This is a genomic window from Streptomyces sp. NPDC045431 (assembly GCF_040646655.1).
GTDB lineage: Bacteria > Actinomycetota > Actinomycetes > Streptomycetales > Streptomycetaceae > Streptomyces.
Genome location: NZ_JBEZAQ010000032.1, coordinates 1 through 22831, shown reverse-complemented (window position 1 = coordinate 22831; position 22831 = coordinate 1). Strand labels below are relative to the sequence as shown.

Annotated in this window: 13 protein-coding genes; all 13 read left to right on the top strand. The window is 73.5% G+C overall.

Going from position 1 to position 22831, the window contains the following annotated elements; translation table 11 throughout:
• The first annotated feature begins 13 nt into the window (after positions 1-13).
• Entirely contained in the window at positions 14-1894 is a 1881-nt protein-coding gene (locus tag AB0A69_RS32980; RefSeq protein ID WP_361429657.1) for a mycofactocin system FadH/OYE family oxidoreductase 1, read from the top strand.
• Positions 1891-3849, top strand: a complete 1959-nt coding sequence (locus tag AB0A69_RS32975; protein ID WP_361429655.1) for a mycofactocin system FadH/OYE family oxidoreductase 2 — start codon at positions 1891-1893, stop codon at positions 3847-3849. Before AB0A69_RS32980 ends, AB0A69_RS32975 begins: the two co-directional genes overlap by 4 nt.
• Entirely contained in the window at positions 3846-4826 is a 981-nt protein-coding gene (locus AB0A69_RS32970) for a mycofactocin-associated electron transfer flavoprotein alpha subunit (RefSeq protein WP_361429653.1), read from the top strand. The genes AB0A69_RS32975 and AB0A69_RS32970 overlap by 4 nt, the downstream gene beginning before the upstream one ends.
• Positions 4823-6142: an FAD-dependent oxidoreductase gene (locus AB0A69_RS32965; protein ID WP_361429651.1), complete on the top strand. Its 1320-nt coding sequence runs from the start codon at positions 4823-4825 to the stop codon at positions 6140-6142. The genes AB0A69_RS32970 and AB0A69_RS32965 overlap by 4 nt, the downstream gene beginning before the upstream one ends.
• Positions 6139-6456 carry a 4Fe-4S dicluster domain-containing protein gene (locus tag AB0A69_RS32960; RefSeq protein WP_361429649.1) on the top strand — a complete coding sequence of 106 codons (318 nt, stop codon included), beginning with the start codon at positions 6139-6141 and terminating at the stop codon, positions 6454-6456. The genes AB0A69_RS32965 and AB0A69_RS32960 overlap by 4 nt, the downstream gene beginning before the upstream one ends.
• Before the next feature lie 11 nt (positions 6457-6467).
• Positions 6468-7286 (top strand): mycofactocin-associated electron transfer flavoprotein beta subunit, encoded by an 819-nt coding sequence (locus tag AB0A69_RS32955; RefSeq protein WP_361429647.1) that lies wholly within the window; start codon positions 6468-6470, stop codon positions 7284-7286.
• A 58-nt stretch (positions 7287-7344) separates the two neighbouring features.
• On the top strand, positions 7345-8727 hold the full coding sequence (gene mftF / locus AB0A69_RS32950; RefSeq protein WP_361429645.1) for a mycofactocin biosynthesis glycosyltransferase MftF: 1383 nt from the start codon (positions 7345-7347) through the stop codon (positions 8725-8727).
• Positions 8724-9458, top strand: coding sequence for a mycofactocin biosynthesis peptidyl-dipeptidase MftE (gene mftE / locus AB0A69_RS32945; RefSeq protein WP_361429643.1), 735 nt, complete (start codon positions 8724-8726; stop codon positions 9456-9458). The genes mftF and mftE overlap by 4 nt, the downstream gene beginning before the upstream one ends.
• Before the next feature lie 230 nt (positions 9459-9688).
• Positions 9689-11218, top strand: a complete 1530-nt coding sequence (locus tag AB0A69_RS32940; protein WP_361429641.1) for an AMP-binding protein — start codon at positions 9689-9691, stop codon at positions 11216-11218.
• Entirely contained in the window at positions 11215-12465 is a 1251-nt protein-coding gene (locus tag AB0A69_RS32935) for a type III PLP-dependent enzyme (protein ID WP_361429639.1), read from the top strand. Before AB0A69_RS32940 ends, AB0A69_RS32935 begins: the two co-directional genes overlap by 4 nt.
• Positions 12458-12961, top strand: coding sequence for a cobalamin-dependent protein (locus AB0A69_RS32930; protein ID WP_361429637.1), 504 nt, complete (start codon positions 12458-12460; stop codon positions 12959-12961). Before AB0A69_RS32935 ends, AB0A69_RS32930 begins: the two co-directional genes overlap by 8 nt.
• 53 nt (positions 12962-13014) lie before the next feature.
• Complete coding sequence (locus AB0A69_RS32925) at positions 13015-14334, top strand: methylaspartate mutase (protein WP_361429685.1); 1320 nt, start codon at positions 13015-13017, stop codon at positions 14332-14334.
• Positions 14335-14442: 108 nt separating this feature from the next.
• The coding region (locus tag AB0A69_RS32920) for an SDR family NAD(P)-dependent oxidoreductase (RefSeq protein WP_361429635.1) at positions 14443-22831 on the top strand (8389 nt) is incomplete at its 3' end.

Genomic DNA, 22831 nt, shown 5'->3' with positions numbered 1-22831 from the left:
GGATCCGGTCGTCGTGGGACCCCGCACGGCCCCCAGCCGCGTGATGTTCGGTCCGCACGAGACCAACCTCGGCAAGGGACGCGCCCTGACCCGCCGTCACGTCGACTACTACGGGCGCCGCGCGGCCGGGGGTGCCGGTCTGATCGTCACGGAGACGGCGAGTGTGCACCCCTCGGACTGGCCCTATGAGCGGGCCCCGCTCGCCGCCGACTGCGGCCCCGGCTGGGCCGAGGTCGCCGCGGCGTGCGCACCGCACGGCACGCTGGTGCTGGCCTCGCTGGGGCACGCCGGCTCGCAGGGCTCCTCCGCCCACCACCAGTCGGCGCTGTGGGCGCCGTCCCGCGTGGCGGACGTGACCAGCAGGGAGATGCCCATGGAGATGGAGGAGCCCGAGATCGGCCAGCTGGTCGACGGCTTCTCGGCCGCCGCCGGTCTCGCCGCCGCCAACGGCCTGGCCGGTGTGGAGATCGACGCCGGTCAGCACAGCCTGCTGCGCCAGTTCCTCTCCGGCCTCACCAACCTGCGCACCGACGGCTACGGCGGCACGGCCGAGAACCGGACACGGCTGCTGCGCGAGGTGCTGGACGCCGTCCGCGACGCTCTCGGCACCGACCGCGTCCTGGGACTGCGGCTGTCCTGCGACGAACTCGCCCCGTGGGCCGGCCTCACCCCGGAGGCGTCCGTGGGCGTCGCCCGTGAGCTGGCGCGATGCGTCGACTATCTGGTCGTCGTCCGCGGCTCCGCCATGTCGGTCTCCGCCACCCGGCCCGACTTCCACACCCCCGCCGGCTTCAACACCGAGCTGTGCCGCACGGTGCGCACGGCGGTGGGCGAAGCGGTGCCCGTGGTGCTCCAAGGGTCGGTGACCGATCCCGCCCAGGCCCAGCGGGCGCTGGACGACGGCGTCGCCGACCTGGTCGAGATGACCCGGGCGCAGATCGCCGATCCCGACCTCGTCGCACTGGTACGCGCCGGACGTCCCGAACGGATCCGCCCCTGCGTGCGGTGCAACCAGAAGTGCCGGGTGCGGGACAACCGCAACCCGGTCGTCTCCTGCGTCGCGAACCCGGCGAGCGGCCACGAGACCGAGGACGCCTCCCTCGGCGGGCAGGTGCCGTCCGACCGCGCACTGGACGTGCTCGTGGTCGGCGGCGGACCCGCCGGCCTGGAGGCGGCCCGGGTGCTGGCCGGGCGGGGCCATCGCGTGGAGCTCAAGGAGCGCCGCGCCCGGCTGGGCGGGACGCTGCGGGACGCCGGTGAGCGCTGGTCTCCGCTCGCGGACTGGCTGGAGGCCGAGGTGCGCCGGCTCGGTGTGCGGGTGCGCACCGGAACCGAGGCCGTCCAGGGCGACCTGTCGGGCCGCCCGGTGGTGCTGGCCTCCGGTTCCCGTCCGGGGCCACGGCTCTACGACGTCGGCGGGCACGTCGTCGAAGCCGTCGACGTCCTGGCCGGGCGGGCACGGCTGCCCGACGGTGCGGTTCTGGTGCACGACCCGGTCGGCGACGCCACCGGCACCGCGGTCGCCGAGCTGCTGGCCGCCGACGGCCGGCCCACCACGATCGTCACCCAGGACCAGGTGATCGGCACGCAACTGGCGCTGACCGGCGACCTCGCCGACGCCAACACCCGGCTACGGCGGGCCGGCGTGACGCTGCTCAAGCGCCACACCCTGCGGGCGGTGGACGCCGACGGCGCCCTGGTGGAGGACGTGCTGACGGGGGAGCGGCGCTCGCTGCCGTGCGCCGCGGTCGTGCACTGCGGTCACCGCCTGCCCGACACCTCGCTGGAGGCCGAGCCGCGCGCCGGGGACTGCGTGGCGCCCAGGACGGTGCACGAAGCCGTGCTCGAGGGCCGCCGGGCGGCCCTGGCACTGGAAGGCGGAACCCGGCGATGACCGCACTGCGCCACCTGTTCTCGCCGCTGCGCCTCGGCCCACTGACGGTCGCCAACCGGATCGTTTTCTCCGCGCACCTGACCAACTACGCCGAGGACGGCCTGCCCAGCGAACAGCACGCCGCCTACTACGCGGCCCGCGCCGCCGGCGGGGCGGGGTTGATCATCACCGAGGAGCACTCCACCCACGTCACGGACTGGCCCTACGAGAAGCTGATCCACGGCTACCGGCCCGAGGCGGTGTCCGGCTACCGCAGGATCACCGAGGCGGTGCACGCCCACGGAACGCCGATCCTCGCGCAGCTCAACCACAACGGCGGCCAGGCCTCCTCGATGTACTCGCGGCTGCCGGTGTGGGCCCCGTCCCCGGTTCCCGACCCGCTGTTCCGCGAGGTGCCCAAGGCCGTCACCACCGGCGAGATAGCCGAGATCGTGGCCGGATACGCCACGGTGGCCGGGCACTGCGCCCAGGGCGGCTTCGACGGGGTGGAGCTGCAGTGCTCGCACTCCTCGATCGTGCGTGGCTTCCTGTCCCCCGCCACCAACGTACGCACGGACGCCTACGGCGGTTCGCTCGCCAAGCGCACCCGCCTCCTGCTGGAGATCGTCCACGCGGTGCGCGAGGCGCTCGGCCCCGACCGAGCGCTGGGCGTACGGCTGTGCGGGGACGAACTGATCGAGGGCGGGACGACCGTCGACGAGGCGGTCGAGACCGCCCGGCTCGTGGAGGCCACCGGAGAGGTCGACTACATCAACACCTCCATCGGCGTGGCCACGTCCACGCTGTACATGATCGAGGCGTCGATGACCGTGCCGCCCGGCTACGCCCTCTTCGTCGCCAACGCCATCCGACGCGCCGTACGGCTGCCCGTGGTCGGCGTGGGCCGTATCAAGGACCCGGTGCAGGCCGAACGGGCACTGGCCGAGGGACACTGCGACCTGGTGGGCGTGGTCCGCGGTCAGATCGCCGACCCCGACTTCGCGGTCAAGGCCCGTGCCGGACGCACCTCCGACATCCGCACCTGCATGTCCTGCAACCAGGAGTGCGTGGGCCGGATGGGCCTGAACCGCTGGCTGGGTTGCATCGAGAACCCGCGGGCGGGCCGTGAGGCGGTCTCCCTGCAGCCGCCCGGGCCACGGCCGCGACAGGTCCTGGTGGTCGGCGGCGGACCGGCCGGTCTGCAGGCCGCGGCCACCGCGGCCCAGCGCGGACACCGGGTGACGCTGTACGAGCGTGCCATGACGACGGGCGGGCAGGTCCAGGTGGCCGCCACGGCCCCGGGCCGCGCCGAGTTCCTGGACGTGGTGCGCAACCTGCTCGCCGAGTGCCACCGGCACGGTGTGCGGATCCACACCGGCGTGGAGGCCACCGCCGAGTCGGTGCGTGCGGCCGCGCCGGACGCGGTGGTGTTGGCGACCGGGGCCCGCCCCCAGCCCCCGTACTGGGCAGCTGGGCTCGACCGTGTCGTCGACGTGCGCGACGTGCTGGAGGGCCGGGCCGCACCCGGAGCGGGCGACCGCGTCCTGATCGTGGACGAACTCTCCTTCCACCAGGCGACGTCCGTCGCCGAACTACTGGCCGACCGCGGCTGCCGGGTCCGCATCAGCACGCCGGGCATGGTCGTCGGGCAGGACCTCGGCATCACCCTCGACCTCGAGACCTATTCAGTACGCGCGCATGCCAAGGGCATCGAGCACGCCACCGACCAGGTGGTGACCGGTGCCCGCGGCGACGGTGCGGAAGTGGAGCTGGACGTGCTCACGCACACCACGGGAGAAGTCGTGCAGGAGCGCTACGACTGGGTGGTGTGCGCGGTGCACCAGGCCCCGGAGGACGCGCTCTGGCACGCGTTGAAGGACGCGCCGTTCACCGTGCGGCGGGCGGGCGACTGTCTGGCGCCCCGCCGGGCGCACGCGGCGGTCGTCGAAGGACACCGGGCGGGAGTGGCGGTATGAACACGCTTCCCGCCACGCTTGCCGCCCCGCTGCCCGCCGTCGCGGTCCTCGTCGTACGGGACGGCGACCTGCCCGCCGGTGCGGACGAGGCCACCGCCGAAGCGGGCGGCGCCGTCCTGCTGGTCGGTACCGGGACGGGCGAGGCCCACGGCCCGCTCACCTCGGCACGACGGGTGTGGGCCGCCGAGACCGGCACGGCGCCCGGCACGCTGGCGGCCTGTCTGGCCCCCGTCCTCTCACCGGTGCACACCGTGGTGCTGCCCGCCTCGCCCGACGGCCGCGACCTGGCACCGCGGCTGGCCGCCGAACTCGGCCGCCCGCTGCTCGCCGGCGCATCATACGTACGGGAACACGGCGCCGACGTGCTGCGCTGGGACGGCAGGGCCCTGGTGGAACTGACCGTCGAGGGGCCGTTCGTGGCCACCCTGGTGCCGGGACTGAGCGGCGCCGAACCGGCCCCCGGGCCCCCGGTGGTCACCACCCTCGGACTCGACCCGGCCCGGCCGGTCGCCGACGCCCGCTCCCTGGCGACGGAGACCGGTTCCGGTGCGGCGGGCTCCCTGGCCGAGGCCCGAAGGGTGTTCTGCGCGGGTGGCGGGCTCGGCTCCGCCGCGGCGGTGGGGCTGCTCGCCGAGGTGGCCGCGGCCCTGGACGCCTCCCACGGCGCGACCCGCGTGGTCACCGACGCCGGCTGGCTGGGCTACGAGCGGCAGATCGGCACCACGGGCGTCACCGTCGACCCGGACCTGTACGTGGCGTTCGGTGTCTCCGGCGCCCCGCACCACACCGGCGGGCTCGGTTCCCCGCGCCACGTCGTCAGCGTCAACACCGACCCGCACTGCCCGATGACGGCCATGGCCGACCTCGGCATCGTGGCCGACGCCACGGCCGTGCTGACCGAAATCGCCCGGCTGCTGGGGATCCCGGAGACCTCGGGGCATGTCGCCGACGCCGAGGAGAGCGGAGCGATCCGATGAACAAGCACCCGGATTTCGACGTCGTGGTCGTCGGCGCCGGCCCCGCCGGAGCGGCGGCGGCGCTCGAGGCGGCACGCGCCGGGCGGTCCGTCGCGCTGCTCGAACGCGGCCCCTATCCCGGGGCCAAGAACGTGTACGGAGGCGTGGTCTACGGCAGCGTCCTCGACGAACTCGCGCCAGGATGGCCGGAGCACATGCCGGTGCAGCGCTGGGTGACCCGCCGCTCCACCATGCTGCTCACCGACCACCAGGCACTCACCGTGGACTTCCGCACCGAGGACTGGGGCTCCGCCCCGTACAACGGCGCGACGGCGCTCCGCGCGGAGCTGGACGGCTGGCTCGTCTCGCTCGCCCAGGAGGCGGGTGCCGTCCTCGTGCCGTCCACCACGGCCACCGGGCTGCTTCGCGATGCCGACGGCCGGGTCACCGGAGTCCGCACCGACCGCCCGGACGGGGAGCTCACCGCGGGCGTGGTGATCGCCTGCGACGGGGTGAACTCCTTCCTCGCCAAGGAGGCGGGGCTCTTCGCCGGCGTCCCCGGCCGGCAGGCCGAGCACACGTCCCTGGGGGTCAAGGAGACCCTGGCCCTGCCCCGCGAGGTGATCGAGGAGCGCTTCGGCCTCAGCGGCCGCCACGGCCAGGACATCGAGATCCTCGGCGGTACCGGCGGCATCCCCGGCGGCGGCTTCCTGTACACCAACCTCGACTCCGTCAGCATCGGCGTCGTCCTGTCGCTGACCGGGCTCGCCGCCTCCGGTGTCCGGCCCGAGGAGGTACTCGCGGAACTCAAGGCGCACCCGGCGGTGGCCCCGCTGATCCGGGGTGGCGAACTCAAGGAGTACTCCGCGCACCTGATTCCGGAGGGCGGCTACGACACCATGCCCGAACTCGTCGGCGACGGCATCCTGGTGGCCGGTGACGCGGCCGCGATGTGCCTCGCGGCGGGCGTGTGGCTGGAGGGCGTGAACTACGCGCTGGGCTCGGGCATGCACGCGGGGCGCGCCGCGGCCGCCGCCTGCGCCGGCGCGGACACCTCCGCCGCCGCGCTCGCCGGCTACCGGCGGGCGCTGGACGACTCCTTCGTGCTCCAGGACCTGCGCAGACTGCGCCGGGTGCCGCAGCTGGTCTTCTCCGACCGGGTGCAACGGGCCTATCCCCGGCTGCTGTGCGACCTCGTCCAGGGCTTCTTCACGGTCGACAACCGGCGTCCCAAACCGCGGCTGCGCGCGCTCGCGCGATCCGCGGCCCGGCGGCACGGGGTGCGTCTGCGTCATGTCCTGTCCGACTCCTTCACCGGGTGGAGGTCCTTCGGATGACTCCCACGCCTTCCGAGCGGCCGGGCGGTCTGCCCGACCACTCCTTCGAGGACCGGATGTCCACCGTGGAGTTCCGGGTTTCCGAACGGCCGCACATCACGGTGGACTCCGACGTGTGCCGTGGCTGCTCGACCCGCGTATGCGTGCACGCCTGCCCGGCCCGGCTGTTCGTGCCGACGAGCGACGGCTCGATCCTGTTCAACTACGAGCAGTGCTTCGAGTGCGGAACCTGCTACCAGGTGTGCGACGCCGACGGGGCCATCACCTGGACCTATCCCGACGGCGGCCACGGCGTCGCCTTCCGGAAGGGGTGAGCGTCGTGCTGGTGGCGGCCGCTCTGCGATTCGGCGACCCGCGTGCCGCGGTGGACCCGCTCACCGGACGGGTGACGACCGACTCCTACGCCGGAGGAGCCGGTCCGGCCGACCGGTGTGCGCTGGAGTTCGCGGTGCGTGTCGCCGAGGAACTCGGGGGCCGCTGTCTGGCCGTGACCGTGGGCCCGCCGACGGTGGAGGAGGTACTGCGCGACGCGCTGGCCGCCGGCGCCGACGAGGTCCTGCGGATCGACGGCCCGTCGGGCGACGGGGCGGCGACCGCCGTGTCCCTGTGCGCGGGGCTTGCCGCGACGGGCGTCACTCCCGACCTGGTGATGTGCGGGGACCGCTCGGCGGAACGCGGCACCGGCAGCACCCCCGCGTTCCTGGCGGCCCTGCTGGGCGCCGCGCAGGCCCTCGGGCTGACGGAACTGGACGTCGACGACGGCGGCTTGCGGGCGGTGCGCCGGCTCGACGGCGGGCGCCGTGAAGTGCTCGACGTACCGCTTCCCGCGGTGTGCTCGGTGGAACCCGGCACCGCCGTGCCGCGCCGTGCGCCGTTGCGTACCGTGCTCGCGGCCCGCACCCGGCCGGTCCCCTCGGTCACCGTGCCCGCGTCCCCGGATTCCGGAGTGCGGACGGGCCCGGTCCGCCCCTACCGGGCCCGTCCGCGCTATCTGCCCGCCCCCGCAGGCGACCTGCCCCGCGACCGGCTCCTGGCCCTCACAGGGGCCCACACCACGCCGCGCGTCCCGCCGCGCCTGGTCGCTCCGGGCAGCCCCGCCGAGGCGGCCCGGCTGCTGCTGGAGCACCTCAGGGCACGGACGTGAGCACCGTCGTCCACGCGAACGGAGTCTTCACCGGATGAGCCGACCCACCACACAGGACATGGGTACCCCCGCCGTGCTCCGGCTGTCCGCCGACCCGGCGACGCGCCGGCTGTCGGGCGGGCGCACTCTCCTCGGCGGCTCCCCCTACCGGGTACTTCGGCTGAACGGGCCGGCGGCGGCACTGGTGGCGGGCTGGTTCGCCGGAGAGCCCGTGGCGGACCGCCCCGGCCACCGCCGCCTGGCCGGTCAGCTGGTGCGGTGCGGGATGGCGCACCCCGTGCACTCCGGCACCCGGCCGACCGCCGCCGACGTGACGGTCGTGATCCCGTTCAAGGGCGACCCGGGCGGCGCCCACCACCCTCCCTCGCCCGGCCCTGTCGCCGCCGTCGTGGTCGTCGACGACGGGTCTGCCGTGCCCCTTCCCCGGGCCGCGGCCCGCCACCCCGTGTCACGGGGGCCGTCCGCCGCCCGGAACACGGGCTGGCGGCTGGCCCGTACCGAGTTCGTGGCCTTCCTGGACTCCGACGTCGTCCCCGAGGAGGGCTGGCTGGCGCCGCTGCTCGCGCACTTCGCCGACCCCGAAGTGGCCGCCGTCGCCCCACGGGTGGCGAGCCTGCCGGGGCCCACGACGCTGGAGCGCTACGAACAGCACCGCTCCCCGCTCGACCTGGGCCCCCTGCCCTCCGTGGTCCGCCCCGGCAGCCGTGTGAGCTACGTGCCCACGGCCGCCCTGGTGGTCCGGGCCTCGGTGCTGCGGGAGCTCGGCGGTTTCGACGAGGACCTGCGCTTCGGCGAGGACGTCGACTTCGTGTGGCGGCTGACCGCCCCGGGGAAGCATCAGGTGCGCTACGAACCGTCGTCCGTCGTACGGCACGCCCCCCGGACGACCTGGCCGGCGCTGCTGCGCCAGCGGTTCGGCTACGGCACATCCGCCGCCCCTCTCGCGCTGCGCCACGGCCGCGCCGTCGCCCCGGTACGCGCCTCCGGCTGGAGCCTGCTCTGCTGGGCCGCGCTGGCCGCGGGCCGTCCGGGCGTCGCGGCCGCGACCGCGCTCGGCACCGCCGCGATGCTGCCGCGCAAGCTGAGTGGGGTCGGCGTCCCCGCGAAGGAGTCGCTCGAGCTGGCCCTGCGGGGCCACTGGGGTGTCGGGCGGCTGCTCGCGGACGCCTCGACCCGTGCGTGGTGGCCTGCCGCGGTGCCGGCCCTGGCGACGCACCGACGGGGTCGGCTGCTGCTGGCCGCCGCGCTGGCCCGCCATGTGGTCGACTGGCGTCGACAGCGCCCTGGGGTGGACCTGCCGCGATGGCTGGCCGCCCGGGTCGCGGACGACCTGGCGTACGGCGCCGGCGTGTGGTGGGGCGCGCTGCGACACCGCACCGCCGCACCCCTGCTGCCCGACGCCGCCGACTGGCCGGGGCGGGACGGGGTGCGCACCCTGTGAGCGAAGCCCGCCGGCTCGCCGACCTGACCTGGCCGGACATCGCCGCCACGGCCTCGGCGAGTGTGCTCGTCGTCCCCGTCGGCTCCACCGAACAGCACGGCCCGCACCTGCCGTTCACCGTGGACACCGACATCGCGGTCGCGCTCGCCGAGCGGCTGGCCCGCGCCCGCGCATGGGTCGTCGTGGCGCCGCCCGTGCACTACGGCTCCAGCGGCGAGCACGCCGGGTTCCCCGGCACGCTGTCCATCGGGCAGGAGGCGACAGAACTGCTGCTGACCGAGCTGGTGCGCTCCGCCGATCACTTCGCGGCCGTGGTGCTGATCTCCGGACACGGCGGCAACGCCGCCCCGGTCCGCCGTGCCGTCTCCCGACTGCGGTGGGAGGGCCGCACCGTGCACTTCTGGGAGCCCTCGGGTGATCCGGCGGACTCACACGCCGGCCGTACCGAGACCGCGGCGATGCTGGCACTGCGGCCGGACGCGGTGCACCGCGACCGTGCCGTCGGGGGCGACCAGCGGCCGCTGCCGGACCTCCTTCCCCGCCTGCGGCGCGTCGGGGTGCGCGCGGTGTCCCCCAACGGAGTGCTCGGGAACCCGGTCGGGGCGCGTGCCGCCGACGGGCGCCGGCAACTGGAGGCGTGGACGGCGGACCTGATCACGGCGAGTGCCGCGTGGGCACCGAACAGCCCGGCGGAGGCCGGGGGAGCCGACCCCTCGTGCGAGGCGGGCTGACCGCGCCCGTCCCCGCTTTCCCATTCCGGCGGCGCTCCGCGGCATTCGCGAAGTGCCGCCGGGCTCCGGCCGTCGAGGCATTGTGCGGTCCGGCGCATTTCATAGGGGGAGGTAGGGGTGTGACCGGGACTGCGCCGAACCTAACGTGGTCGCCGAGGTTTTCGATCCGGACGTCGTATCCGGTGTTTCCCTGAACGAACCGAGCCACAACTCGAGACAGGAGTGCGGCATTGGTCAGCCACTCGAATTCTGCGCACGAAGCACCGGGAGAGCTCGTCCACGGTCTGCTGGACGATGCCGTCGCCGAGACGCCGGACTCCCCCGCGGTCCGCGACTCGTCCGGTGTGTGGACCTACCGTCAGCTCCACGCGTACAGCCTGGCGGTCGCCCGCTGGCTGCGCGCCCAGGGCGTCGGCCGGGGCGACCGTGTCGTGCTTCAGCTCCCGACCGGGCGGGAACTGGCCGCCCTGTTCTACGGTGCGGCCCGGTGCGGTGCGGTCTTCGTTCCGGTCAACCCACGGATGAAGCCTTTCCACCTGCGCTATGTCGTCGCCAGCGCCGAGCCCAAACTCCTCGTCGGTGACGCCGCGACCGCCGGCGGGCTGCGCGAGGTCGCCGGCCCGGTGCACCTGCTCGACGGCCTGTGGGCCGAGGTCGAGGAACTGCTCGACGCCGAGGACCGCTTCGAGCCCGAGACGGTGCGCCCGAGTGACGTGGCGACCCTCATCTACACGTCGGGCAGCACCGCCGCCCCGAAGGCGGTGGTGTGTCCGCACGCGCAGGTGGCCTTCGCCTCCCGCGCGCTCACCGAGGCCCTCGGCTACCGCTCCGACGACGTGGTCTTCTGCAGCTTCCCGATGTCCTGGGACTACGGCCTGTACAAGGTCGTGATGACCTGCATCGCCCGCTGCGAGATCGTGCTCGCCGACCGGGAGTCCGACCTGCTGCTGCTGCGGCGCATGCGGGAGACCGGTGCCACGGTGGTGCCCATCGTGCCGTCCTACGCCTCGATGCTGCTCACGCTGTCCCGGCGCGACGGCGGTTCCCCGCCTCCGGTGCGGATGTTCACCAACACGGGTGCCGCTCTTCCCCAGTCGACGATCGACGGGCTCCGCGAGCACTTCCCGGGCGTCCGGGTGGTGCGCCAATACGGACAGACCGAGGCCAAGCGCATCACCGTGATGCCGCCCGAAGAGGACCGGGAGCGCCCCGACTCGGTCGGTCTGCCGCTGCCCGGCACCCGGGTGCTGATCCTGGACGCGGAAGGCCGCGAGGTGCCCGCCGGCGAGGTCGGTGAGATCGTCGCTGTGGGCCCGCACGTGATGCCCGGCTACTGGAACAGCCCGGAGGCCACCGCGCAGGCCTTCCGGCGTCTGGCCGGCACCGGCAGTCCGTGCCTGCACACCGGTGACTACGGATACCTGGACGCCGACGGCTACCTGTACTTCCGGGGCCGCCGCGACGACATGTTCAAGCGGAAGGGCTTCCGCATGAGCACCCTGGAGATCGAGGACGCCGCGATGGACATCCCCGGAGTCCGCGCCGCCGCCGTGCTCCCCCCGGGCGAGGGGCACGACCTGGCACTGTTCGTGGAGAGCGACCTTCCGCCGTCCACGGTCCTCAAGGAGATGGCGACGCGTCTGGAACCCGCCAAGGTCCCGGCGGTCTGCCGTGTCCTGACCGACTTCCCGCTCACCCAACACGGCAAGAACGCGCGGCAGGAGCTCGCCGCCCTGCTGCTCGACAGGAGTGGGGAATGAGCACCCGGTCCACCGATCCAACCGAGCTCGCCCGGCGCCACGGCACCCCTCTGTACGTGTACGACCTGGATCGGGTCCGTGCCGCCCGGCGAGACCTGTTCGGCTGGCTGCCGGAGGGGTTCGAGGTCTTCTACGCCTTCAAGGCGAACCCCCACGTCGATCTGGTCCGCGCGCTGCGCGACGGCGACGGCCCGGCCTGCAAGGCCGAGATCAGCTCGACGGGCGAGCTCGCGGCGGCGCTCGAGGCCGGATACGCCGGTCACGACATCCTGTACACCGGACCCGGCAAGACCCCGGAAGAGCTGCACGAGGCGATCGCGAGCGGGGTGCGCACCTTTTCCGCCGAGTCGCTCACCGACCTGCAGCACATCGGCGAGGCGGCGGTCGGGCACGGAGTCGTCGCGGACTGCCTGCTGCGCATCAACAGCGCGAAGGCGGGTGCCACCACCAGTATCCGGATGACCGGGGCCCCCACCCAGTTCGGCATCGACAGCGAGACGATCCCCGCGCTCGCCCGGCAGCTGCGCGAGGTGCCCGGCACCTCCGTGGCCGGACTCCACCTGTTCTCCCAGAGCAACGCCCCCGACGAGGCCGCTCTGATCGGCGAGCTCACGCACACCATCGAGGTGGCCGCCGCCGTCCAGGACGAACTGGGGGTGCCGCTGCGGCTGCTCGACATCGGCGGCGGCTTCTCCGTGCCGTACGCGCAGGCCGGCGAGCGGGCCCGTTACCCCAAGCTCAGGACCGAGCTGGAGGCCTCGCTCGACGTGCACTTCCCGCACTGGCGCGAGGGGTTCCCACGGCTCGCGGTGGAGTCCGGCCGCTATCTGTCCGGCGACAGCGGAACCCTGGTGGCCCGCGTGAGCAACGTGAAGGTCAGCAGGGGCAGGAAGTTCGTCATCCTCGACGCCGGCATCAACACCTTCGGCGGCATGTCGGGCCTGGGCAGGCTGCTGCCGGTGGCGGTGCACGTCGACGCGGAGGGCGAGCGCGAGCAGGCGAGCCTCGTCGGACCGCTGTGCACGCCGGGGGACGTGCTGGGCCGGCAGATCGAGGTGCCGCCGCTGTCCCCCGGAGACCTCGTACGGATCCCCAACACCGGTGCGTACGGACCCACGTCGAGCCTGCTCATGTTCCTGGGCCGCCCGGCCCCCACCGAGGTGGCGGTCGAGGGCGGCCGGGTCGTCTCCGTCTCGCGCATCGAGCACCGGCGCACCTACCGCGGCCCGGAGAGCGACGATGAGTGAGCGGACCTCCGTGGAGGCGGTGGCGGACGCGCGGCCGGTGCCTTCGAAGGGAACCGTCGTCGTCAGCTCGCTGGCCTCCGACTCGCACACCTGGAATCTGGTCTTCCTGCAGCTGCTCATCGAGGAGTGCGGTTACGAGGTGGTCAATCTCGGGCCCTGCGTGCCCGACGACGTGCTGGTCGCCGAGTGCAGCAGGCACCGACCGGAGATGGTCGTCATCAGCAGCGTCAACGGCCATGGGTACCAGGACGGGCTACGGGCCATCGAGCGGCTCCGCCACTGCGACCCGCTGGCGGCGACGCCGATCGTGATCGGTGGGAAGCTCGGCACGGACGGCGGCGAGGACCGGGACCGGGCGGGCGAGCTGGTCGCCGCCGGATTCGACGCCGTCTTCGAGGACGGCAAGGACCCCATCGCGGCCTTCCAGTCCTTCCTGACGGCCCTGCCTCGGCCCGAGCTCCGGCAGCTCCCGGATCCTGCCCGGATATCGGCGTGACCGAAAGCCGTCCCGTCCGCGACCTGCGGCCCCTCACCCACGCCTCCGCCCCTGTGGACTTCGGGGAGCTCGTCCGCCGCGAGGGAGGCGACGGACGTCTCGTGGTGCAGCCCCGCATGGGCTTCGGCGACCCGGTGAGGATGCGGGCGGGTCTGCTGGCCACGAAGGAGGCGCGGGCCACCACGGTGGGCACGCTCACCCTGGACAGCTACACCCGCGTCGGTGACCTCGATGCCGTCGAGAGCGCCCTGCGCCAGGGCATCCGGCTCAACGGGTACCCCATCGTGAGCCATCCGGCCTCCACCACCGAGGCGGTGCTGGAGGGCCTGCGCGACCACACCTTCCCGGTGCAGGTCAGGCATGGATCGGCCACACCGGCCGGCATCTTCCGGGCGATGATGCGACTGCGGCTCAACGCCACCGAGGGCGGGCCGGTCTCGTACTGCCTGCCCTACGGGCGGACGCCGCTCGCCGAGGCCGTCCAGAACTGGGCGGACTGCTGCCGACTGTACAGCCGGCTGCGCGAGCTCGGGATCGAACCGCACCTGGAGACCTTCGGCGGCTGCATGATGGGCCAGCTGTGCCCGCCCAGCCAGCTGGTCGCCATCAGCTTCCTGGAAGCGATGTTCTTCGCCCAGCACGGCATCCGGTCGCTGTCTCTCAGCTACGCGCAGCAGACCCACATGGGCCAGGACCAGGAGGCGGTGGCCGCGCTGCGCCGGCTGTGCGCCGACCTGCTGCCCACCCGCAACTGGCACATCGTCGTCTACACGTACATGGGGGTGTACCCCGAGACGTCGCGGGGCGCCTACCGGCTGCTGGGCCGTGCGGCCGAACTGGCCGTCACCACCGGTGCGGAGCGACTGATCGTCAAGACCGCAGCGGAGGCACGTCGCATCCCCACGGTCCACGAGAACGTGCTGGCCCTGGAGTTCGCCGGCCGGGCGGCCGAGCTGACGGCCCGCCGCCACCCCCAGGTCCCGTACGGCACGGACGGGCCGGCCGACTCCCAGACGTACCGGGAGGCCCGCGCGCTGGTCGAGGCCGTCCTGGGGCTCGACCCGGACATCGGCCGCGCCCTGCTGACCGCGTTCCGCCGGGGATACCTCGACGTCCCCTACTGCGTGCACCCCGACAACGCCGGCCTCACACGCAGCCGGATCGACACGGACGGCAGGCTCCGCTGGGTGGACATCGGGAACCTCCCGCTCAGCGGAATCGCGGAACTCGGCGGATCGAGAAGGATCAGCTCCGCAGACCTGATGAACGACCTCCATCACATTCGCCGACGATTCGATGAACCACCCCGGGATTCGGGTGAATCGTTCGACGCAGAACTGGTGTGGGGTGAGTGGATCGATAGGGGCCCATAGGGGTGTGGGGGCATTGTGCCCGCGTCCTAGAGTTTCGGCTCCGAGTGTTTCTCGGGCATATCGACATTTCCTTGTGCGGCAGTGGAATTTTAGGTGTGGAGTGTGCAGATGAGCGGGTCCGGAAGCTTCGTTTCTGACACCCGGCACGAGCCGGACGACGCGTCGGGCACGCGTACCGCGCTCGTGGCCCGGCTGCAGCCGCTGCCGGACGCCGAGCAGGTGCGCGTCCTGCTCGACCTGGTACGCGCCGAAGCACTCGAGGTCCTGCGCGCCATCCAGCCCGAGCCTCCGGCCGCGGTCCAGCCTGACGCACCGTTCAGGGAGCAGGCCCTGGACTCCCTGGGTCTGGTCGCCCTGCACGCCCGGGTGAACGCGGCCACCGGACTCACGCTGCCGCCCACCGTCGGGTTCGACCACCCCACCCCGGCCGCGCTCGCCGCGTTCCTGCGCGGCGAACTCCTCGGCTCCTCCCCGGAGATCGACACGCTCGCACCGGTGCCCCGCAGCGCCGTCGACGACGACGACCCCATCGTGGTCGTCGGCATCGGCTGCCGGTTCCCCGGCGGCATCGAAAGCGCCGACGACCTGTGGGACCTGGTCGACGAGGGCCGCGACGTGCTCTCCGACTTCCCGGCCGACCGCGACTGGGACTTGGACGGGCTGTTCGATCCGGATCCGGCGACGCCCCGCAAGAGCTACGTGACCAAGGGCGGTTTCCTGGACACCGCCACGCAGTTCGACGCGGACTTCTTCGGCATCAGTCCGCGCGAGGCCCTCGCCATGGATCCGCAACACCGGCTCGCCCTGGAGACGGCCTGGGAGGCGCTGGAACACGCGGGCATCGCGCCGGACTCGCTGCGCGGCAGCCGTACCGGCGTCTTCCTCGGGGCGGAGGTCCACGACTACGGCGTCAAGGCGACCGAGGCCCCGGAGGGTCTCGACGGCTATCTGATGATCGGCACCGCCCCGAGCGTCGCCTCGGGCCGCATCTCGTACACGCTGGGCCTGGAGGGCCCGGCGATGACGCTGGACACGGCCTGCTCCGGCGCCGTCGTCTCCCTGCACCTGGCCGCGCAGGCGCTGCGCCGCGGTGAGTGCTCGCTGGCGCTCGTCGGCGGTGTGACCGTGATGGGCAGCCCCAGCATCTTCACCTCGTTCAGCCGCCAGCAGGGTCTGGCCGCCGACGGCCGCGTCAAAGCGTTCGCGGCGGCCGCCGACGGCACCGGGTTCTCCGAGGGCGTCGGCCTGCTGGTGGTCGAGCGCCTCTCCGACGCCCGGCGGCTCGGGCACTCCGTGCACGCGGTCGTGCGCGGCACCTCCGTCAACCAGGACGGCGCCAGCAACGGTCTGACCGCGCCCAGCGGTATCGCGCAGCAGCGCCTGATCCGCCAGGCCCTCGCCGATGCCGGGCTGGCGTCGGCCGACGTGGACGCCGTCGACGCGCACGGCACCGGCACGCGGCTGGGCGACCCGATCGAGGCCCAGGCCATCCTCGCCACGTACGGCCAGAACCGCCCCGAGGACGAGCCGCTGTGGCTCGGTTCGGTGAAGACCAACCTGGGCCACACCCAGGCGGCGGGCGGTGCGGCCAGCATGATCAAGATGATCATGGCGATGCGGCACGGCAAGCTGCCCCGGACGCTGAACGTGGACGAGCCGTCCCCGAACATCCGCTGGGAGAGCGGCAACGTACGGCTGCTGACCCAGGCACGCTCCTGGGAGCGGGGCGACCGGCCGCGCCGGGCGGGTGTCTCGGCGTTCGGCATCAGCGGCACCAACGCCCACGTCATCCTGGAGGAACCGCCGGCCCTCGACGAATCGGGCGACGCCGCACAAGGCGGCGCGGAGGGCGACGGGCGGATCCTGCCGCTGGTCGTCTCGGCCCGTACCGCTCCGGCACTGCGGGCACAGGCCGAGCGCCTGCTGACGTTCATGGCCGACCGGCCGGAGGCGTCCCTCGCCGACATCGGCCACTCGCTGGCCACCACACGCGCCACGCTCCCGCATCGCGCGGTGGTCCTCGCCGAGGACCGAGGCGCGTTCGAGAGTGCGCTGCGGGCCGTCGTCGACGAGCACTCGGCGCCGGGCCTCTTCCTCAACCCGTCGGCCCAGGGCGCGGACACCGCCCACCGGCTGGCGTTCCTCTTCACCGGGCAGGGCAGCCAGCGACTCGCCATGGGCCGCGAGCTGTGCCACACGTACCCGGTCTTCGCCAGGGCGCTCGAGGCCGCCATCGGCCATCTCGACCTCCAGCTCGACGTCTCCCTGTGGGACGTGCTCTTCGCCGAGGAGGGGGCCCCGGAGGCAGAGCTGCTCGACCAGACGCGTTACGCGCAGTGCGCGCTGTTCGCCGTCGAGGTGGCGCTGTTCCGGCTCGTCGAGTCCTGGGGCGTGCGCCCCGACTATCTGACCGGGCACTCCGTGGGCGAGCTGGCCGCGGCGCACGTGGCCGGAGTGCTGAACCTGGAGGACGCCGCGACGCTGGTCGCCGCGCGCGGCCGGCTGATGCAGCAGCTGCCGGCGGGCGGTGCGATGGTGGCCGTCCAGGCCACCGAGGACGAGGTGCGTCCGCTGCTCACCGAACGGGTCGGGATCGCCGCGGTCAACGGCCCCTCCTCCGTCGTCGTGTCCGGCGCCGAGGACGCCGTCCTCGGCGTGCAGGCGCATTTCGAGGAGCTGGGCCGCAAGACCAAGCGGCTGCGGGTGAGCCATGCCTTCCACTCGCCGCTGATGGAGCCGATGCTGGACGAGTTCCGCCGCGTCGCCCGGATCATGACCTACTCCGCCCCGCGGATCCCGGTCGTCTCCAACGTCACCGGGCAGCTTGCCACGGCGGAGCAGCTGTGCTCGCCCGACTACTGGGTGGAGCACGTCCGCGAGGCGGTCCGCTTCGCCGACGGCGTCCGCTTCCTGGAGGCAGCCGGCGTCACCGGATACCTGGAGCTCGGCCCGGACGCCGTACTGTCGGCGATGGGGCAGGAGTGTGTCACCGCCCCCGGCGTCACGTTCGTCCCCGCACTGCGCCGGGGCCGTGACGAGCGGCGGGAGCTGCTGTCCGCGCTGGCCCTGCTGCACACCTGCGGCACGAACGTCGACTGGGACGCCTGTTACGAGGGCCTGGGTGCCCGGCGCATCCCGCTCCCCTCCTACGCCTTCCAGCGACGGCGGTACTGGCTGAGCGCCCCTGCGCCGAGCGGCGATCCGGCGAGCCTGGGACAGATCGCGGCGGGGCACCCGCTGCTCGGCTCGGTCGTCCGCCTGGCCGCGGCCGACGGAAGCGCCGGTGGCGCGGTGCTGACCGGGCGGACGTCGCTGCGCACCCACCCGTGGCTGGCCGACCACGTCATCGCCGGTGTCCCGTTGCTGCCGGGCACCGCCTTCGTGGAGCTCGCGGTGCGCGCGGGAGACGAGGTGGGGTGCGCCACGGTCGAGGAGCTCACCCTGCAGGCCCCCCTGGCCCTGCCGGCCACGGGCGGTGTCGCCCTGCAGATCGTCGTGGGCGCCGAGGAGGCGGACGGCCGGCGCACGGTCGACTTCTTCTCCCGTGCCGAGGATGCCGCGGACGACGAGCCGTGGACCCGGCACGCCACCGGCGTGCTCGCCCCGGCCGCCCCGCAGCAGGACACCGCGCTCCCCGCCACGGCCCAGTGGCCGCCGGCAGGCGCCGAGGCGGTCGACATCAGCACCCTGTACCCGGACATGGCCGCGAACGGCTACGGCTACGGCCCCGTCTTCCACGGCCTGAAGGCGGTGTGGCGGCAGGGCGGCGAGGTGTACGCCGACGTGGCCCTGGACGGTGCCACCGCGGCACAGGCCGGCGCCTTCGGCCTGCATCCGGCGCTCTTGGACGCCGCCTTGCACGCCACGGACTTCGCCGCGCACGAGCCCGTCCCGGAAGGCACCCGGCTGCCGTTCGCGTGGACCGGTGTGTCGCTCTACGCCTCCGGTGCCTCCGCGATCCGTGTGCGGATCACCGCCACGGGCCCGGACTCCGTGGCCCTGTCGATCGCCGACGCGTCCGGCGCGCCGGTGGCGCGGATCGACTCGCTCGCCCTGCGCCCCGTGGACGGCGCCCAGCTGCGTTCCGCACACGGTGGTGCGGCGCCGCTGCGCGTGGAGTGGTCCTCGGTCACCGCGCCGGCCTCCGCGGGCCTCGACGGCTGGACCGTGCTGCCCGTGGACGCCGCCGACGGCGAGGTCCCGGACGCGGTGCGGGGGACCTCGTACGGGGTCCTCGCCAGGCTGCAGGAGTGGCTGGCCGACGAGTCCGCCGCCGATGACCGGCTCGCTCTCGTGACACGGGGCGCGGTCGCCGCGAGCGCGGACGACACCGTCGACCTCGCGCTGGCCCCGGTGTGGGGTCTGGTGCGCGCGGCGCAGGCGGAGCACCCCGGCCGGATCGTCCTGGTGGATGCCGACGCCGACACGGACGAGGTGCTGCTGGCCTCGGCCCTGGCCACGGGCGAGCCCGAAATCGCCGTCCGCAGGAGGGAGATACGCGTACCGCGCCTGGTGCGGACCGCCCCCGCCTCCGCCGAGGACGCACCGGCGCCCTGGGGTCCGGAGGGCACCGTTCTGATCACCGGCGGCACCGGTGGCCTCGGCGCACTCGTCGCCCGGCACCTGGTCACCGAACACGGCGTACGCCACCTCCTCCTCACCAGCCGCCGCGGCCCCGACGCCCCCGGTGCCACCCAACTCCACGACGAACTCACCGCCGCCGGCGCCACCGTCACCCTCGCCGCCTGCGACGTCGCAGACCGACAGGCCCTCACCACCCTCCTCGACACCATCCCCACAACCCACCCCCTCACCGGCATCGTCCACGCCGCCGGCGTCCTCGACGACGGCCTCCTCACCTCCCTCACCCCCGAACGGCTGGACACCGTCCTGGCCCCCAAGGCCGACGCCGCCTGGCACCTCCACGAGTACACCGCCGAACGCGGCATCGACCTCACCGCCTTCGTCCTGTTCTCCTCCACCGCCGCATTCCTCGACAACGCCGGACAGGCCAACTACGCCGCCGCCAACACCTTCCTCGACGCCCTCGCCCACCACCGCCACACCACAGGACTGCCCGCGACGGCACTCGCGTGGGGCCTGTGGACGGGTGATGTCGGCATGGGCGCGGGACTGGACGTGGCCGCGCTCCAGCGCATCGCGAAGCTCGGTCTGGAGCCGCTGTCCGCGGACGAGAACCTGGCCCTGCTGGACGCGGCCCTGCGCCTCACGTCCCCTGCGCTGGTCCCGGTCCGGATCGACGGCACCGCGCTGCGGGACCGCGCCGACGGCGTTCCCGCCGTTCTGAGCGCCCTGGTGCCGGCCCGGGTGCCGCGGCGGACGGCGGCCGCGGCGCCTGCGGCGGGCGGCGCCGTGTCGGTCGCCGACTCGCTCGCCGACAGCCTCTCCCGACTGTCCGACGCGGACCGTGCCGAGGCCCTGATCGACCTGGTCCGCACCCATGTCGCGGCGGTGCTCGGGCACGACGGCCCGGACGCGGTCGACGTGGGCCGGGCCTTCAGCGAGAGCGGCTTCGACTCGCTCGCCGCGGTCGAGCTGCGCAACGCGCTCAACGCGGCCACCGGTCTGCGCCTGACCGCCACCCTGGTCTTCGACTATCCGACCCCGCGCGCTCTGGCCGAGCACATCGCGAGCAAGCTGAGCACGGGCCGGAAGCAGGCCTCCGTCCGCCCCTCCGGATCCGCCGCCGTCGTCACCGACGACGACCCGATCGTCATCGTGGGCATGAGCTGCCGCTACCCGGGCGGGGTGGCTTCGCCCGAGGATCTGTGGGAACTGGTGGCCGAGGGCCGCGACGCGGTCTCCCCCTTCCCCGAGGACCGGGGCTGGGACGTGGACGCCCTGTACGACCCGGAGGCGGGAGTCTCCGGAAAGTCCTCCACCCGCGAGGGCGGGTTCCTCTACGACGCGGCCGAGTTCGACCCGGAGTTCTTCGGCATCAGCCCCCGCGAGGCCCAGGCCATGGACCCGCAGCAGCGGCTGCTGCTGGAGGTGTCCTGGGAGGCGTTCGAGCGAGCGGGCGTCGACCCGCTGTCCGTGCGCGGGACCAGCACCGGTGTCTTCGCCGGCGTGATGTACCACGACTGGGCCACCCGGCTCGGCGGCCGGGTGTCCGAGGAGTACGCGGGCTACCTGGGCAACGGCAGCCTCGCCAGTGTCGTGTCGGGCCGGGTCGCCTACGCGCTCGGTCTGGAGGGCCCGGCGGTCACCGTGGACACCGCCTGCTCCTCCTCCCTGGTCGCCCTGCACTGGGCGGTCCAGGCCCTGCGCGCCGGCGAGTGCTCCCTGGCGCTCGCGGGCGGCGTGACGGTGATGTCGACACCGGACACCTTCATCGACATGAACCGGCAGCGTGGTCTGTCCTCCGACGGCCGCTGCAAGTCCTTCGCCGCGTCCGCCGACGGCACCGGCTGGGGCGAGGGCGTCGGTGTGCTCGTCCTGGAGCGGCTGTCCGACGCCCGCGCCCACGGCCACCGCGTCCTCGCGGTGGTCAAGGGCTCGGCGATCAACCAGGACGGTGCGAGCAACGGCCTCACCGCCCCCAACGGCCCCTCCCAGCAGCGCGTCATCGAGCAGGCGCTGGCCACGGCGGGACTGGCGCCCACGGACGTGGACGCCGTCGAGGCGCACGGTACGGGTACGACGCTGGGTGACCCGATCGAGGCGCAGGCGCTCCTGGCCGCCTACGGTCAGGGCCGTCCCGCCGACCGGCCCCTGTGGCTGGGATCGATCAAGTCGAACATGGGGCACACCCAGGCCGCCGCCGGCGTTGCCGGGATCATCAAGACCGTCATGGCGATGCGGCACGGGGTGCTGCCCCGGACCCTGCACGTGGACGAACCCTCGCCCCAGGTGGACTGGGAAGCCGGAGCGGTGGAGCTGCTCACCGAGCCCAGGCCGTGGCCGGAGAGCGACCACCCGCGCCGCGCCGGCGTGTCCTCCTTCGGCATCAGCGGCACGAACGCCCACGTGATCATCGAGCAGGCTCCGGAGGACGTGCCGTCCGAGACGGTCTCCGCCGAGCGTCCGGTCCTCGCCTGGCCGGTCTCCGGCAAGACCCCGGCGGCCGTCCGCGCCCAGGCCGCACGGCTGCGGACCTTCCTCGACACGGTGACCGACGACGATCTTGCCGCGGCAGGCCGGGCACTGCACACCTCACGAGCGACGCTGGAGCACCGGGCGGTCGCGCTCGGCAACGACCGCGCCGACCTGGAGCGTGCCCTGGACGCCATCGCCGGCGGCGCCGGCGTCAGTGAGGCCATGGGCGGAAAGCTCGCGTTCTTGTTCGGTGGGCAGGGTGCGCAGCGGCTGGGAATGGGCCGGGGGCTGTACGAGGCGTTCCCGGTGTTCGCGGAGGCCTTCGACGCGGTTGTGGCCGAGGTTGGTCTGCCGCTGAAGAACGTGATGTGGGGCCAGGACGCGGAGCGTCTGGACCGCACCGAATTCGCTCAGCCTGCGCTGTTCGCGATCGAGGTGGCGCTGTTCCGGCTGCTGGAGTCGTGGGGTGTGCGTCCCGACTACCTGGCGGGGCACTCGATCGGTGAATTCGCGGCCGCTCATGTGGCCGGGGTGCTGTCGCTGGCGGACGCGGCACGGCTGGTGACCGCGCGGGGCCGGCTGATGCAGGCGCTGCCGCAGGGCGGGGCGATGGTGGCCGTGCAGGCGGCTGAGGACGAGGTCCGCCCGCTGCTGTCCGACACGGTCGGTATCGCCGCGGTCAACGGCCCGCAGGCCGTCGTCGTCTCCGGCATGCAGGCCGAGGTTTTGGCCATCAAGGAGCGTTTCGAGGCGGAGGGTCGTAAGGCGACGCGGCTGCGGGTCTCGCACGCGTTCCACTCCCCGTTGATGGAACCGATGCTGGAGGAGTTCCGCACCGTCGCACAGTCGGTGACCTACAGCGAGCCGTCGATCCCGATCGTGTCCACCCTCACCGGGGACACCACTGGTGATCTGACCGACCCGGAGTACTGGGTACGGCACGTCCGCGAGGCCGTCCGCTTCGCCGACGCGGTCCGTGCCCTGGACGCGGCAGGCGTGACCACGTACGTGGAGCTCGGTCCGGACGCGGTGCTGACCGCCATGGCCCAGCAGACCACCGACACCGCCACCTTCGTACCCACCCTGCGCCGGGACCGGGACGAGACCACCGAGACCGTCACCGCCCTCGCCCGTCTCCACACCACCGGCACCCCCGTCGACTGGACGGCGTACTACGGCGACCACCCGAGCGTGCATCTCGATCTGCCCACCTACGCCTTCCAGCACGAGTCCTACTGGCTGCACCCGACCGGTACGTCCGGCGACGTCGGCTCCGCCGGCCTCACGCCGGTCGACCACCCGGTGCTGAGTGCCGTCGTGGCCTCTCCGGAGTCGGACGCGATCGTTCTGACGGGGCGGTTGTCGTTGGCGACCCATCCCTGGATCGCCGACCACACCGTCCTCGGCACCACCCTCCTGCCCGGCACCGGACTCGTCG